This window comes from Myceligenerans pegani, from assembly GCF_014892515.1.
GTDB classification, from domain to species: domain Bacteria; phylum Actinomycetota; class Actinomycetes; order Actinomycetales; family Cellulomonadaceae; genus Myceligenerans; species Myceligenerans pegani.
The window spans coordinates 88,397-103,251 of record NZ_JADBGR010000057.1 but is presented as its reverse complement, the minus strand read 5'-3'; the positions used below and the strand labels follow the sequence as shown (position 1 = coordinate 103,251).

11 protein-coding genes are annotated in these 14,855 nt (G+C 72.2%); 2 read left to right on the top strand and 9 right to left on the bottom strand.

Features of this window, described 5'->3' with window-relative positions; all coding sequences use genetic code 11:
* Nucleotides 1–71 precede the first annotated feature (71 nt).
* The 4 genes from cysS to IIE03_RS05635 form a co-directional block, all read right to left on the bottom strand.
* Nucleotides 72–1,511, bottom strand: a complete 1,440-nt coding sequence (gene cysS, locus IIE03_RS05650) for a cysteine--tRNA ligase (RefSeq protein WP_192861761.1) — start codon at nt 1,509–1,511, stop codon at nt 72–74.
* 118 nt (nt 1,512–1,629) lie between these two features.
* Nucleotides 1,630–2,904 carry a DUF4032 domain-containing protein gene (locus tag IIE03_RS05645; protein ID WP_192861760.1) on the bottom strand — a complete coding sequence of 425 codons (1,275 nt, stop codon included), beginning with the start codon at nt 2,902–2,904 and terminating at the stop codon, nt 1,630–1,632.
* A gap of 81 nt (nt 2,905–2,985) precedes the next feature.
* Nucleotides 2,986–4,095 carry an ABC transporter ATP-binding protein gene (locus IIE03_RS05640; RefSeq protein WP_192861759.1) on the bottom strand — a complete coding sequence of 370 codons (1,110 nt, stop codon included), beginning with the start codon at nt 4,093–4,095 and terminating at the stop codon, nt 2,986–2,988.
* 205 nt (nt 4,096–4,300) lie between these two features.
* Nucleotides 4,301–6,601: a bifunctional alpha,alpha-trehalose-phosphate synthase (UDP-forming)/trehalose-phosphatase gene (locus IIE03_RS05635; protein ID WP_192861758.1), complete on the bottom strand. Its 2,301-nt coding sequence runs from the start codon at nt 6,599–6,601 to the stop codon at nt 4,301–4,303.
* 178 nt (nt 6,602–6,779) lie between these two features.
* On the opposite strand from IIE03_RS05635, the gene IIE03_RS05630 reads away from it, so the two are divergent.
* Together IIE03_RS05630 and IIE03_RS05625 are read left to right on the top strand one after the other, a co-directional pair.
* Nucleotides 6,780–8,645, top strand: coding sequence for a serine/threonine-protein kinase (locus tag IIE03_RS05630; protein WP_192861757.1), 1,866 nt, complete (start codon nt 6,780–6,782; stop codon nt 8,643–8,645).
* A 291-nt stretch (nt 8,646–8,936) separates the two neighbouring features.
* Entirely contained in the window at nt 8,937–9,842 is a 906-nt protein-coding gene (locus IIE03_RS05625) for a DsbA family protein (RefSeq protein ID WP_192861756.1), read from the top strand.
* A gap of 434 nt (nt 9,843–10,276) precedes the next feature.
* Here IIE03_RS05625 and IIE03_RS05620 read toward each other — a convergent pair whose 3' ends face one another.
* From IIE03_RS05620 to ispD, 5 genes are all read right to left on the bottom strand, one after another.
* Nucleotides 10,277–11,476 (bottom strand): alanine racemase, encoded by a 1,200-nt coding sequence (locus IIE03_RS05620; RefSeq protein WP_192861755.1) that lies wholly within the window; start codon nt 11,474–11,476, stop codon nt 10,277–10,279.
* Nucleotides 11,476–12,795, bottom strand: coding sequence for a D-arabinono-1,4-lactone oxidase (locus IIE03_RS05615; RefSeq protein ID WP_225997327.1), 1,320 nt, complete (start codon nt 12,793–12,795; stop codon nt 11,476–11,478). Before IIE03_RS05615 ends, IIE03_RS05620 begins: the two co-directional genes overlap by 1 nt.
* 142 nt (nt 12,796–12,937) lie before the next feature.
* Nucleotides 12,938–13,564: a TetR/AcrR family transcriptional regulator gene (locus tag IIE03_RS05610; protein ID WP_192861753.1), complete on the bottom strand. Its 627-nt coding sequence runs from the start codon at nt 13,562–13,564 to the stop codon at nt 12,938–12,940.
* The gene (gene ispF / locus IIE03_RS05605; protein WP_192861752.1) at nt 13,561–14,118 is read right to left on the bottom strand and encodes a 2-C-methyl-D-erythritol 2,4-cyclodiphosphate synthase; all 558 of its coding nucleotides are present in this window, start codon (nt 14,116–14,118) and stop codon (nt 13,561–13,563) included. Before ispF ends, IIE03_RS05610 begins: the two co-directional genes overlap by 4 nt.
* 15 nt (nt 14,119–14,133) lie before the next feature.
* Nucleotides 14,134–14,841, bottom strand: coding sequence for a 2-C-methyl-D-erythritol 4-phosphate cytidylyltransferase (ispD, locus tag IIE03_RS05600; RefSeq protein ID WP_192861751.1), 708 nt, complete (start codon nt 14,839–14,841; stop codon nt 14,134–14,136).
* Between the last annotated feature and the right edge of the window lie 14 nt (nt 14,842–14,855).

Sequence of the window (14,855 nt, the reverse complement as noted above, 5' to 3'; positions counted from 1 at the left end):
TGCATTCCTTCCGGCCGCTACGCGGCGGTTGCGACGGCCAGTTCTGCCCGACCCGTCCGGTGGCGGTCCGGTCAGGACCCGGCCAGTGCCCACCGCGCGCCGTCGGCGGAGTCCTGGACCTCGATCCCCGCGGCCGTGAGCCGGTCACGGATGGCGTCCGCCGTGGCCCAGTCCTTCGCCGCGCGTGCCGCCACCCGAGCCTCCAGCTCCACCGTGACCAGTGCGTCGAGCGCTGCCGCGTGCCGGTCCCCGGTCGGCGCCGTCCACTGCGGATCCGCCGGATCGAGTCCGAGCACGTCCAGCATCGCACGGACCGCCACCAGCTCGGCGCGTGCCGCGTCGTCGTCCCCGGAGGCCAGCGCGCTGTTCCCGGCGCGCAGGTGCTCGTGCACGACGGCGAGTGCGGCCGGCGTGTTGAGATCGTCGTCCATCGCGGCGGCGAAGTCCTCCGGGACGTCCGCCTTGGCGATCTCGTCGGCCGGGACGTCGCCCACCGTCTCGCCGGCCCGGCTCACGAACCCGGTCAGTCTGTCCCAGGTGGTCCGTGCCTCGTCGAGCGTGTCCGGTGCCCACTCGAGCATCGAACGGTACTGCACCGACACGAGCGCATAGCGCACGACGGGGGCCGGAGCGTGCTCCAGCAGCTCGCTGACCAGCAGTCCGTTGCCGAGCGACTTGGACATCTTCGTGCCCTGCTGGGTCACCCACGCGACGTGCATCCAGGAACGCGCGAAGGCGTCCCCGGCGGCGCGGGACTGCGCCTGCTCGTTCTCGTGGTGCGGGAACCGCAGGTCGAGGCCGCCGCCGTGGATGTCGAACTCGGTGCCCAGGTAACGGCGCGCCATCGCCGAGCACTCCAGGTGCCAGCCGGGCCGCCCCCGACCCCACGGGGTGTCCCAGGACGCCGTCGCCGGCTCACCGGGGCGGGGAGCCTTCCACAGGGCGAAGTCGTGCGGGTCACGCTTCTGCGCGGCGACGGCGCCGGCCTCCGAGGGCAGTACGCCGTCGTCCTCGATGCCGAGGTCCTCCAGCTTCTGCCGGGTGAGCTCGCCGTAGGCGGGCCAGGACCGCACGTCGAACCAGACGTTCCCCTCCGTGGTGGCGTACGCGTGACCGGCATCGATCAGGTCCCGCATGAGGGCGATCATCTCGGGGACGTGTCCGGTCGCGCGGGGCTCGTAGGTGGGCGGCAGGACGCCGAGCGCGTCGTAGGCGCGGGTGAAGACGCGCTCGTACCGCGCGGCGTGCGCCCACCACTCGACGCCGGCCGCGGCCGCCTTGGCGAGGATCTTGTCGTCGATGTCGGTGACGTTCCGGATGAACGTCACCTTGAGGCCCTGGCGGGTGAGCCAGCGGCGCAGCACGTCGAAGGCAACGGCCGGGCGCAGGTGACCGACGTGCGGTGCGCTCTGCACGGTGGCGCCACACAGGTAGATGCTGACCTCACCCGGGTTGACGGGGTCGAGGTCACGCACTTCCCGCGTGGCGGTGTCGTACAGGCGAATGTTCACCTGACCAGCCTACCGGCGGGCGGGGTTCCCTGCGCCGGGTTATCCACAGGCGTGCGTCACGTCCGCGCGGGCTCGTGCCGGTCCGACGCGGGCAGGACGTACGCCGGCACCGCCGTCGTCACGTCGACAGGTGGAAGTAGTCCGACTCCGGGTCGTCCTCCGAGGGCTGCCTGCCCGGCGGGAGGCCGAGGAGGGCCTTCTCGTCGGGGCGGTGCCGCAGCACGTCCTCGACATAGGAGGCGACGGCCTCCGGGAGCGGGATGTCGCGCTCCGCGCGCTCGGAGACGTACCAGCGGTGGTCCAGCACCTCGTGGAAGATCTGCGCCGGCTCCAGCTTGCGGCGCAGCTCCCGCGGGACGGCGTTGACGGTCGGCTCGAACACCGTGCGCAGCCAGTCGTGCGCCACGAGCTGCTCGCCGTCGTTCTGCCGGCCCGTCGCGGCGGCGTAGGAGTCGAGGTCGTTGAGCAGCCGGCGCGCCTGGTTCTCCTGGACGTCGAGCCCGGTGAGGCGGAAGAGCCGGTTGGAGTGGTGGCCGGCGTCGACCACCTTGGGCTGGATCCGCACCGTGGTGCCGTCGATGTCCGTGGTCATCTCCAGCTCGCCGACGTCGAAACCGAGGCGGTTGAGGCGCTCGATGTGCGCGTCGACGCGCCAGCGGTCGTCGGCGACGAAGTACTCGGCGCCCGTCAGGGCGTCCCAGAGCTCGTTGTACCGCTCGACGAGGGCGTCGCCGATCCCCACCTCGTCGACCTCCTCGTCGAGCATCTCGCCCGCGGCCAGGTCCATGAGCTCGCCGATGATGTTGGTGCGGGCCAGGTCGATGTCGTAGTTGCGCTGCCCCGGGGTGAGCTCGCGGTGCAGGTCACCGGTCTCGGCGTCGACCAGGTAGGCGGCGAACGTCTCGGCATCGCGCCGGAAGAGCGTGTTCGAGAGCGACACGTCGCCCCAGTAGAAGCCCACCAGGTGCAGGCGGACGAGCAGCACGGCGAGGGCGTCGATGAGCCGGGTGGCGGTGTCGGGGCGCAGCGCCTGGCTGAACAGCGCGCGGTAGGGCAGCGAGAACTGCAGGTGCTCGGTGACCAGGACGGCCTCGAGCCGCTCGCCGTTCGCGTCACGTCGCCCGGTGATCACCCCGACCGGCACCACCGACGGCACGTCCAGCCGGTTCAGCCGCCGCAGCAGCTCGTACTCGCGGTGGGCGACGGACTCGCCGATCTCCTTGATGGCGAGCACCCGTCCGGAGAGGCGCACGAAGCGCACCACGTGGCGGGAGATGCCGCGGGGGAGAGCCGCCAGCACGTCGTCGGGCCAGGAGATCAGCGGGATGTCCCAGGGCAGGTCGAGCAGCGCGGGGTCGGGCCGCGCGGCGGTGATCTGCAGGTTCTGTGTCATGAGGACTCCCGGCAAGAGACGCGCCGAGGCAGTAGGCCCCGCCCGGGACCTACTGCCTCGGCGTCGTGTTCGGAGAAGGGATCAGCCCAGGCGCTCGCCCGTCGAGGCGGAGAACGCGTGGGTCTGCTCCGGCCTGATCGTGACGGAGATCGTGTCGCCCTTGTCCGGCACGTCGCGCGGGTCGATGCGCACGATCACCTGGTTGCTGTCGCCGGCGTGCAGGTCGCCGCCGTTCTTCAGCGAGCCGTAGACGAACGCGTCGGAGCCGAGCTCCTCGACCAGCGTGACGTCGACGTCGAAGGCGCCCTCGCTGCCCGCGGAGACCACCTCGAGCGACTCCGGGCGGAAGCCCAGGGTGACCCGGCCGCCGTCGGCCGCCGTGATGCCGTCCGCGACCGCGCGCTCCAGCGCGAGCGACGCACCGCCCACCTGGGCCCTGCCGTCGGTGACGTCGAAGGTGCCGATGTTCATGGCCGGCGAGCCGATGAAGCCCGCGACGAACACGTTGGCCGGCTTGTCGTACATCTCGCGCGGCGTGCCGACCTGCTGGAGGACGCCCGCCGACAGCACGGCGATGCGGTCACCCATGGTGAGGGCCTCGGTCTGGTCGTGCGTGACGTAGACCGTGGTGACGCCCAGGCGGCGCTGGAGCGACGCGATCTGCGTACGGGTCTGCACGCGGAGCTTGGCGTCCAGGTTCGACAGCGGCTCGTCCATGAGGAACACCTGCGGCTGGCGCACGATGGCGCGGCCCATGGCGACGCGCTGGCGCTGACCACCGGACAGCGCCTTCGGCTTCCGGTCGAGGTACTCGGTGAGGTCGAGGATCTTCGCCGCCTCCTCGACCCGCTGGCGGATCTCCGCCTTCGGGGTGCCGGCGATCTTGAGCGCGAAGCCCATGTTGTCCGCGACGGACATGTGCGGGTACAGCGCGTAGTTCTGGAAGACCATCGCGATGTCGCGGTCCTTGGGCTGCACGTCGGTGACGTCACGGTCACCGATGAGGATGGCACCGCCGTTGACGTCCTCGAGGCCGGCGAGCATGCGCAGCGACGTGGACTTACCGCAGCCCGAGGGGCCCACGAGAACGAGGAACTCGCCGTCCTCGATGTGCAGGTCGAGCTGGTCGACGGCCGGGCGCTCCGTGCCCGGGTAGACGCGCGTCGCCTTGTCGAAGGTGACCGTAGCCATGGTGAGACTTCCCTCCACCGGCAGGTACGTGCCGGACGATCCGTTGTGTCGGGTGTCGTTGCTTCCACTTGCGTGTCGGCGGTGACACAGATTGCAGCGTGATAGTACCCCGTCCGGGAGCGGAACCACTATCCACTGGTCAAGAGACCAGGTGATGGTGCACGACGGCGGTCATGACGGGGTCACGTCACACCGGCGTGGCTCATCACCGGGTCAGCTCGTCGGCGATCCGTTCGAGGACGACGGCGAGCGTGTCGGCGTCCGGCACGCGGTGCTGGGCCAGGGTGTCACCCATGCCCACCTTGACGGCCAGGTCGCCGGACTCCAGCGCGGCGAAGGCGTGTTCGTCCGTGGTGTCGTCACCGGAGTAGAAGATCCGTACGGTCTGCGCCCCGGTCTCGTCGGCGACGACGTCGCGCAGCTGCCGCAGGGCCTCGCCCTTCGAGGTCGAGACCACGGACACCTCGACGACGTCCTTGCCGTGCATGGGCTGCAGCCCGAGGTTCGCGGCGACCTCGTCGGCCGCCACCGTCACGGCGGCGGCGTCGTCGGGCCCGGCCAGTCGTGTGTGGATGACGGCGGCCCCCGGCTTGGTCTGCACCCACACGCCCTCACGGTCCGCGGCGGCCGCCTCGAACCCGGCGATCAGCGTGTCGAGCTGGGTGTGCTGGGCGGGGGAGAGCTGCAGCGGCACCGACTGGATGCCGTCGTCCGTGACGCGCCCCGTCTCGGCGCCGTGCGAGCCGACGAGGAACGTGCCGGGTGGCGCCTCGGTCACCTCCGCCAGATCCTCCAGGTCGCGCCCGGAGACGAGCGCGAACCGCACGGGCATGTCGTCGGCCAGCCCGGCGATCCGGTCGGCGGCCGCGCGGGCGGCCGGTGTCATCCTGCTCGCCTTCGGGTCGTCGACGAGCTGGGAGAGGGTGCCGTCGAAGTCGGAGGCGACGAGCCAGGCGACGGGAGGCTTCGCGTTCCTCCGACGACGGCGGGCGGCCGGCTGGGCGGTGAAGGCCCGGACCGAGTCGGCGAGGGTCCCCGTCGGCTCCATGTTGCGCGGCTCGGCCGAGACCGGCGGCTGCACCGCGTAGAGCACCGAGAGGAAGGACTCCGACCACTTGGCGACGTCGTCGGTCATGATCTTGCGGCGCAGCCGGCGCATCCTGCGGCGCTGTTCCTTCGGGTCCATGGCCGCGGCCGCGACGATGATGTCCTTCATCCCGTCGATGTCGTGCGGGTTGACCAGCAGCGGCCCGGGGGACAGCTCGTCGGCCGCGCCCGTGAACTCGGACAGCACGAGCACGCCCCGCTCGTCGCTGCGCGCGGCGACGTACTCCTTGGCCACGAGGTTCATCCCGTCGCGCAGCGCGGTCACGAGCATGACGTCCGCGGCGAGATAGAGCGCGGCCATCTCCTCGGGCGGGTAGGAGTGGTGCAGGTAGTGGATCGCGGAGTGGCCGAGCTCGCCGAACTCCCCGTTGATGCGACCGACCAGGATCTCCACGTGCTCACGCAGGTCCTGATAGGCGCCGACGTTCTCCCGGCTCGGGCTGGCCACCTGAACGAGCGTCGCGCGGGTCACGTCCAGCCGGCCGTCCTCGAGGAGCTCGCCGTAGGACTTGATGCGGTGGCGGATGCCCTTCGTGTAGTCCAGGCGGTCGACGCCCAGGTACACCGTCTCCGGATTACCGAGGTCGGCACGGATCTCCTTGGCGCGGTTCTGCACCTCCGGCGTCCGGGCCAGCTCGTCGAAGCGGCGCGAGTCGATGGAGATGGGGAACGCCTGCGCGCGGACGTGCCGGCCGGGACGGCCCTCGGCGTCGGGCATGGTGATGACCGGGCCCCGGGTCGCGTAGTCGGTGAGCCGGCGCACCGCCCGTACGAAGTTCGCGGCGTCGCCGTTGCGCTGGAAGCCGATGACATCGGCCCCGAGCAGCCCGTCCACGATCTGGCGTCGCCACGGCAGCTGCCCGAACAGCTCCACGGGCGGGAACGGGATGTGGTCGAAGAAGCCGATGCGCAGGTCCGGCCGCAGGTCCCGGAGCATGCGCGGGACGAGCTGCAGCTGGTAGTCGTGCACCCAGACGGTCGCGTCCTGTGCGGCCTGTTCCGCGGCGGCGTCGGCGAACCGCTGGTTGACCCGCCGATACGCGTCCCACCACTGCCGGTGGTACGTCGGTGGTGCGATGACGTCGTGGTAGAGCGGCCACAACGTGTCGTTGGAGAAGCCCTCGTAGTAGCGCTCGATCTCGTCCGCGCTCAGCGTGACCGGCACGAGGCGCACGCCGTCGGCGTCGAACGGCTCGTGGGCGAGGTCCGGCGCGCCCGACCAGCCGACCCAGGCTCCGTCCGCCTCGCGCATCACCGGTTCCAGGGCCGTGACGAGGCCACCCGGAGAACGCTGCCAGGTCAGATCCCCGGTGGGGCTCACCGAGAAATCGACGGGGAGGCGGTTGGCCACCACGACGAGGTCGTATCCGTCTTTGCCTGGCAACGATCTGCACCTCAATCCATATTGACTGCGTTGACTCGAACTTGCCTCGTTCAGGGTAGCGACGCCGGGGAAGGTCGCGCAGTTATGTCCATCACCTCATTTCGGGCGAAACCGAAGCTCCGCTGCAGGTCAGACGCGCGAAGACGGGTGAGTTGCCGCGCGATGGCCAGATTCGCCCGCTAGCGTTTGAACCATGGGAGCAGAAGGGGCCGTCGAGGGCGCCGAACAGCGGACGGACACGGGCACCGTCTCCGTCCGTGACCGCGCCGCCGGCTCCGTCGTGGGCGGGTACACGGTGACCGGACGGATCGGCAGCGGCGCGATGGGCACCGTCTACAGCGCGACGGACGACGGCGGCAACGCCGTCGCGCTCAAGCTGCTGACCCCCGGACGCGACGAGGCCGGGGCGCGCGAACGGCTCCGCCGCGAGGCCCGGGCGCTCCAACGGCTGAAGCATCCGGCGGTGGCCACCGTGCTCGACGTCGAGCTCGACGCCACCGACGCCTTCATCGTCACCGAGCTCGTCGAGGGCCCCACCCTCGAGGAAGAGGTCGACGCCCGCGGCCCGCTCGACCCCCGCGACCTCTACGAGCTCGCCGATCAGCTCGCCGACGCCCTGGAGGCCGTGCACGCGGCCGGCGTCGTCCACCGCGACCTCACCCCGTCCAACGTCCTCATCTCCCCCACCGGGCCCGTGCTCATCGACTTCGGCCTCGCGCACGCGCCCGGCGACGCGCGGGCCACCCGCACCGGTTTCGTCATGGGCACACCGGGCTACCTCGCACCCGAACTGCTCGACGGCGGCGAACCCGTGCCCAACACCGACTGGTGGAGCTGGGCCGCCGTCCTCGCCTTCGCGGCGACCGGTCGCTCGCCGTTCGGCGTCCGGCCGCTCGAACTCGTGCTGCGGCGCTCCCGGGAGGGCGACGCCGACCTGACCGGGCTGGAACCACGCACCTCCCGGGCCCTCGCGGCGGCCCTGCGTCCCACGCCGGCCGAACGATGGGGGCCCACGGAGGTGGCGCGATCGCTGCGGGCGGCGTCGGAGGCGTTCGTCGCGGCGGCGCGGGCCGCGGACCCCGAGGTCCCGGCCGACGACATCGGCGACCGGCGGACCCAGGTGATGGAAGGGCCGACGACGGTCGTGGAACCGATCACGCCGAAGCTGGAACCCGTCACCGCGGTGGTCGAGCCCGCCGCGGCGGGCCAGGACACCGCCCCGATGCGGGCGAACGGCGGAGGCGGCGCCGGCGGGCTCGGCGCCGGCCCCTCCGGCCACGGACGGTCCGTCCGCAGTCATCCGGTCGGGGCTGTGCACGGGGCCTCGCCGGGGGCCGGAGGCCCCGGTGGACATCCAGGTGGACACGGGGTCGCGCCGCCGGCAGCCGTGCAGCCAGGGCCGATACCCGTGCCCGTGGCCGGCCGGATGGGGCGGTACCCCGCGCGGACGGGCACCGTCACCGCCGTCGGCGGAGCCCTCGTCGCGCTCGCCGCGACCCGGCCCGGATGGGCGCTCGCGGCGTTCGTGGTGCTCTGCGTGCTGTGCCGCGCGTCGGGCGCCGCGGCGAACGAGATGTGGAACTGGCGGATGCGGCACGGGACGGTGACGGGCGGGAAGGGCCGCGCCGTGCTGCTGATGCCCTGGTACCTGGTGCGTTCCGTCTTCGGCGTGCTGCCCGCGTTGCTGATCGGGAGCGCGGTCGGGGCCATCGTGGCCCTGGGCGGGTTCTGGCTGTTCGCGCCGGGGCGGGTGATCGTGCTGCCGCTGGAGGACCTCGCGTCGCGCGCGGTCGGTGGCACGAACGATCCGATCGTCGACACCTGGGTGCTGGCCGTGGCCATGCTCGTCACGATGCTGCTCACCTGGTGGGGACCCGTGGCGCAGCTCACCCGCGAGGGCAGCAGGGCGCTCCTGTCCACGGTGGCGCCCGGCTGGGTCGGCGCGGGGCTCCTCGTCGTGCTCTCGCTCGCGGTGGTCGGGCTCGGTGCGGCGGCGATCGTGGCCGATCCGCTGGTCGTCGACTGGTGGCCGCTCGCCGAGCGGCCCGACGTGCGGTGAGTGGGGCGCGCGAGACGTGGGCCGGGCGGTGGCCGCGATCGCCGTCCTGCCGCCGTCTCCGGTCCGCCCTGCGAACGCGTTCCGCCGTACGCGGCCGGCCCCTGACCGTCGTCGTACGGAAGAATCGGCGCCGCTCGGCGACCGTCACGGAATAGTGATGCGATGCCCAGGCCGCTCCCAGGGCGCTGTGGATAGGCTGTGGTGCCACGGCGACCAAACGCCGTGCGACGCCACCACCGTGGCGCCGGGAAAACGCTGGCCGGGGGGCCGCGCACCGAGGAGAAGGACTCGATGTCGAACATGACCAAGGCACAGCGGCGTGAGGCCGCCCGCGCCGAGGCTCTCGCGATGCAGAAGAAGGCGCAGGGGCGCGAGCGGATGTACCGGATCGTGACCCTCGGCGTGCTCGGGCTGCTCATCGCCGGCCTGGGCATCGCGATCTGGCTGATTTTCGCGGAGTCCCAGAAGACGCCGATGGAGCGGGCGGACAACGTCCCGAACGGCGTCGTCGACGAGACGGGCATCCCGGTCGGCGAGGACGGTGCGGCGGGAACGCTCGTCGACGGAGCTCCGCAGCTCGACGTCTACGTCGACTTCATGTGCCCGATCTGCGGCCAGTTCGAGGCGCTGAACGGCGCGGACATCGCCGAGATGCGAGAGGGCGGCGAGGTCGCCCTCGTGGTGCACCCGGTGGCGATCCTGGACCGGTACTCCCAGGGCACGGAGTACTCCACGCGCGCGGCGTCGGCGGTCGCGTGGGTGGCCGACCAGGCCCCCGAGGCGTTCATGGAGTACCACGACCTCCTGTTCGCGAACCAGCCCGCCGAGAACTCGCCTGGCCTGAGCGACCAGCAGCTCGCCGACTTCGCCGAACAGGCAGGCGTCCCGGCCGACGTCGCGCAGGGGATCGCGGACGGTGAGGCCACCAGCACCTTCGGCGACTGGGTGACGGCGGCATCGGACAAAGCGGGGGCGGCCGACGAGCTAGCCAACGCGCAAGGCAACTTTGGGACGCCTACGGTGATGCTCGACGGCGAGCGGTTCGAGGACTGGCAGACCCCGGGCTCGCTGATGACGGCGGTCACCGGTGCTGACACGGGCGACCAGGCCGACGACGGGACCGAAGCCGATCAAGGGGCCGAGGACAGCGGATCCGGCTCGGAGGAGAGCAGCTCCGGCGAGTCGGCGGGTGGGTGATCCGGGTGTGATCACGCCTGCGCTGTCGCGCGCGCAGTGCCGTTGCCGACGCGTCGTGGTGCGCGTCGGCAACGGTGCTTCTGGTTGGGTACCACCGCCGTTGCGTTGGCGCGCGGGACCACCGGGCGAGAGATCCATGGTGATCCACTGGTCGGCAGGGTTCGGTTGGCCTAGCGGGAAGCATCCGCTGCGAGAACCCCAACGTGGTCGGCCGTGTACCCTCAGGCGCCGCTGCGAGCACGAGGTCAGGAGATTGGCAGGTGTTAGCGATGAGCTTCGTCACTTCGCCAGGAAAGTAGTCAGGTCTCCACGACGGCGCTCCGCGGAACGGTGAGGGACCGTCTCCCCTCACACAGCTATTGCTGTGCTGGTCGTAAGGGGCGCGCAACCCGACCAGCGCGCGAGGTATCGGGTTCCATGTGCGACCGTGGCATTCAGCCGAAGTTCCTGCCCTCGCCGCGGTAGGTGGGAACCGTCTCGACGATCTCGCCGCCCCGGACCAGGTGCACCTCGTCGAACCGCTCCATGAGCTCGCCGGCCTTGGCGTGGCGGAACCAGGCACGGTCCCCGGTGCGCAGCGCCTCGGGTCCCGGGCGTCCGCGGCGACGCGCCCGCAGCGGCGTCTGCACCTCGCCGGCGCCCTCCGATCCGGTGAGCTGCCAGCCGGAGGTCACGACGCGCGGGAGCCGGGAGTTCGCGGCCGGTCCGGAGGCGATGTAGCCGCCGGAGAACGCGGTGACCCAACCGGGCGCGGGTTCCCGCACGACGTCGAGCCCGAAGAACGCGGCGGGCCGCGGGCGGAACGCCCGGTACGCGTCGAACAGCCCGGGCGTGTACAGCCCCGAGCCGGCGGTCGCCTCGGTGACGCCGGGGCCGGCCGCGGAGGTCTCCAGCGACCCCGTTCCCCCGGAGTTGACGAGGTCGAGGTCGTGCCCGACGGCGTCCCGCGCGGCCGCCAGGAGCTCGGGCCGACGACGGTCGAGGTCACGCACCGAGAGCCGCTTCACCAGGCGGACGGCCGGGCTCGAGTCGGGCAGTCCGGCGACCTGTGCCTCGTAGAACATCAGGCCGCGGAGGCGCACGCCCCGGGTGCGGGCGACCCGGGAGGCGAGCCGTCCGACGTCGTCGGGCGTTCGCAGCGGCGAGCGCCGGACGCCGAGATGGGCGAAGGCGAGCCGGAGGCTCGCGTCGACGTCGAGGCAGACCTGCAAGGAGGGGATCTGCTCCCCGGCGGCCGCCCTCGCCCGCTCGACGGCGTCCGCGATCAGGTCCAGGTGCAGCGGCGAGTCGATCATCAGGGTCACCGCGCGCCGGGCCGCGGGGTCCGCGGCGAGCTCCGCGAGCGCGGCCCGGTCGACGCTCGGGTAGCCCACGAGTACGTCGTCGAGCCCCTGGGACGCGAGCCACCGGGCCTCGCGCGGCGAGTAGGCCATGACGCCGGAGAAGCCCGCCCCGAGTGCCCGCTCGACGAGGGCCCGTACCCGGACGGACTTGCTGGCCAGCCGCACCGGCACGCCGTCGGCGCGGGACAGCAGGTCGCGGGCGTTGGCGTCGAACCGATCGAGGTCGACGACGGCGACGGGGGCGGGCAGGTGCGCGGTCGCCGCGCCCAGGCGCGCCGTCAGGGAACTCATCAGCCCAGCACCTTCCGGGTGTAGCGGTTGTGGAACACGCCCTCCGGGTCGTGCTCGAGGCGCACCCGCGCGGCGTCGTCGAACCGGGGATAGAGCGGGGCGAGGTCGTCGGAGTCGCGCGAGTGCATCTTGCCCCAGTGCGGCCGTCCGCCCGCGGTCACGAAGATCCGCTCGGCGGCCTCGAAGTACCGGGAGTACGGCAGCCGCCAGTACTGGTGGACGGCGACGTAGGCGGTCTCGCGACCGTGGGCCGTGGAGAGCCAGACGTCGTCGGGCGCGGCGAACCGCACCTCGATGGGGAACGGCACGTTCTCCCCGGACGTGCGCAGCCAGTCGTCCACCTCGGTGATGACGTCCCGCACGCTCTCCCGCGGGATCGCGTACTCCATCTCGCGGAACCGTACCCGCCGCCGGGTGCAGAACACCTGGTACGACGGCGCCTGGTAGGTCCGCGCCGACAGCGCGCGGGCCGAGACGGCGTTGAGCCGCGGCGTCAGCCCGCCGAATGCCGTGGCGACCCGGTTGACCATCTCGAACGCGCCGTTCGACAGCAGTTCCTCGTCCAGGAAGGAGCGCGCGGCCCGCCCGGCCCGGGCGACCCGGCCGATGGTCGCGGGCTCGACGCGAGTGTTCCGCAGGGTGAGGGCCCGTCCCGTGACGGGGAAGAAGTAGAGCTCGAAGTGGTCGCTCGTCGCGACGACGCCGTCGGGTCCGTCCAGCGACTCCAGCGCCTCGGCCAGTGGCACGGGCCGCTCCTCGGCGCGCAGGTCGTACGCCGGCACCACCTCCAGCGTCACGGCGCTGAGCACGCCCGTGGTGCCCAGACCGAGGCGCGAGGCCTCGAAGAGCGGGTCCCCGGGGCCGACGTCGTGCACCGTGCCGTCCACGCCGATCACGCGCAGGCCGCGCACCTGCGTGGCGAGCCCGCCGAACGTGGCGCCGGTGCCGTGCGTGCCCGTGGAGATCGCACCCGCGATGGACTGCCGGTCGATGTCGCCGAGGTTGCGCATCGCGAGGCCGTGCTCGGCGAGCATGCGGTTGAGCCGGTGCAGCCGGACGCCGGCGCCCACGGTGACCAGTGTGCTCCCGGTCTCGGGGACGGGCTCCACGCGTTCGAGGACGCTGACGTGGTCGAGGTTCAGGAGCACGCCCGACGTCGTCGCCGCGGGTGTGAACGAGTGGCCGCCGCCGACGGCGCGGACGGAGCGCCCGTCCGCGGCCGCGCGGGCGACCACCTCGGCGAGCTCCGCCTCGGACCTGGGCTGGGCCCGGCCGGCAGGGCTGCACGTCGCGGTGCGGGCCCAGTTGCTCCAGGTCAGCGGCTGAGATGTGGGGGTACGGTGAACGACGTCGGACACGGGGGCACTATCCCATGGCTCCGGCGCCACGAACAGGGGCACGGCCGAGTTCGCGGGCGCTCTCCGCCTCGTCGCGGGCCCGTCGGGTGCTCCCGGCGGGCGCTCACTTCCGGTCGAACGCGGGCACCAGGTAGCGGAGCACCAGTCGCCCCAGCTCGTCGTAGGCCTTCCGGGCCGCCTCATCGTCCCGGTCGACGAGCCACCCGATCTCGATCCCGTCGATCTGCTGCGCGGCGAAACGCGCCAGGAAGTCCACGTCCACCGAGAACCGGGCGCCGCCACGGTCGGCGAGCTTGTTCAAGTACTCCTTGGTGAACCGATAGCTCTGGTCCAGGTGGGCCTGCGCTACTTCGCGCAGCACGCGAGAGCGGACACCGGCCAGCGCGAACTCGAAGGTCAGGAGGCGCATGTGCTGGTTCTGCTTGAGCCCGTCAAGCATCGACTGCGCGGACGCCGCGACCAGCGCCTCCGGGTCGTGACTCTGGTCGAGCGCGGCGAGGGCGGGCTCCGAGGCGGTCAGGGCGATCGCGCGCCCCATCGCGCGCAGCATCTCGGCCTTGTCCTCGAAGCAGTAGTGCACGGTACCGAGTGAGATCTCGGCCTCCTGCGCAACGGCACGCACCGAGACCGCTTCCACACCCTCACGGAGCGCCACGCGCAGCCCGGCCTCGACGATCTCCTGGCGACGCTCCTCGAGCGTCTTGCGCCTGCTGGCACGCGCTTCGGTCATGAGGTCTCCCCGTCCGGCATCGCCGCGTCCGGCGCAGATGGTGTGGGCTGCGCGGTGAACACCAGCGCCGTGGCGATCGCCGCGACGCCCTCACCACGGCCGGTGAGCCCGAGGCCGTCGGTCGTGGTCGCGGAGAGACTCACCGGAGCACCCGCGGCGGCACCGAGCACGGCCGACGCCTCCGCACGCCGCGGACCGATCTTGGGACGGTTCCCGATCACCTGAACAGACACATTCCCTATGGTGAACCCTGCGGCACGAACTCGCCTAGCAGCCTCGGCCAGCAGATTCGTCCCGGACGTTCCCGACCATTCCGGCTCGGCGGTCCCGAAGTTCGTCCCGAGATCGCCGATTCCGGCCGCCGCGAAGAGCGCGTCGGCGGCGGCGTGCGCCGCGACGTCCGCGTCGGAGTGGCCGGCGAGGCCCCGCTCGCCGGGCCAGTGCAGGCCGCCGAGCCACATCTCCCGGCCGGCGTCCTCCGGGGCGAAGGCGTGCACGTCCGTTCCGATACCGATGCGCGGCACGGGGCACGGAGGAGCGAGTTCGACGTTCACGCCTGATTCTCCCACTCAGTCCTCCAGCTCAAGGGCTGCCATGCGCAGGTCGCGCTCCGTCGTGATCTTGGCTGCTGCCGCGTCGCCCCGCACGATGTGCACCGGCTCGCCGAGCGCCTCGACGAGCCCTGCGTCATCCGTCGCGGCGGCGGCCTCCGAGCCCGACCGCTCCCGCCCGGCCTTGTGCGCACGTTCCAGCAGTTCCCGCGTGAAGCCCTGGGGCGTCTGCACCGCCCGCAGCCACGCGCGATCCGGGGTGCCGACCACGAGTTCGACGTCGTCTCCGGGGACCACCTGCTTGACCGTGTCGGTGACGGGAAGGCCGGGGACGACGGCGTCGTGGCCGGCCCGGACGGCGGCGTCTACCCGCCGGACCAGGTCCGCGGGAACGAGGGGGCGGGCCGCGTCGTGCACGAGGACGACGTCGTGGCTCGCGTCGGCCACGGCGAGGCCGGCGGCGACCGACGCCTGACGCGTCGGGCCGCCGTCGACCACCGTGACCGGAACGGTCACGTGGGCATCGGTGATGAGGAGATCGGCGACGACGTCCCGCAGGCCGTCGGGTGCCGTGACGACAAGGGCGTCGACGACGCCGGAGCCGACGAGCCGGCGTGCGGCGTGCAGCACGAGAGGGAAGCCGCCGAGGTCGACGAGTGCCTTGGGCAAGTCACGCCCGAGACGTGCGCCGGATCCGGCGGCGGTGAGGATCGCGAGCGTGGTCATGTCGGGACCCCGCG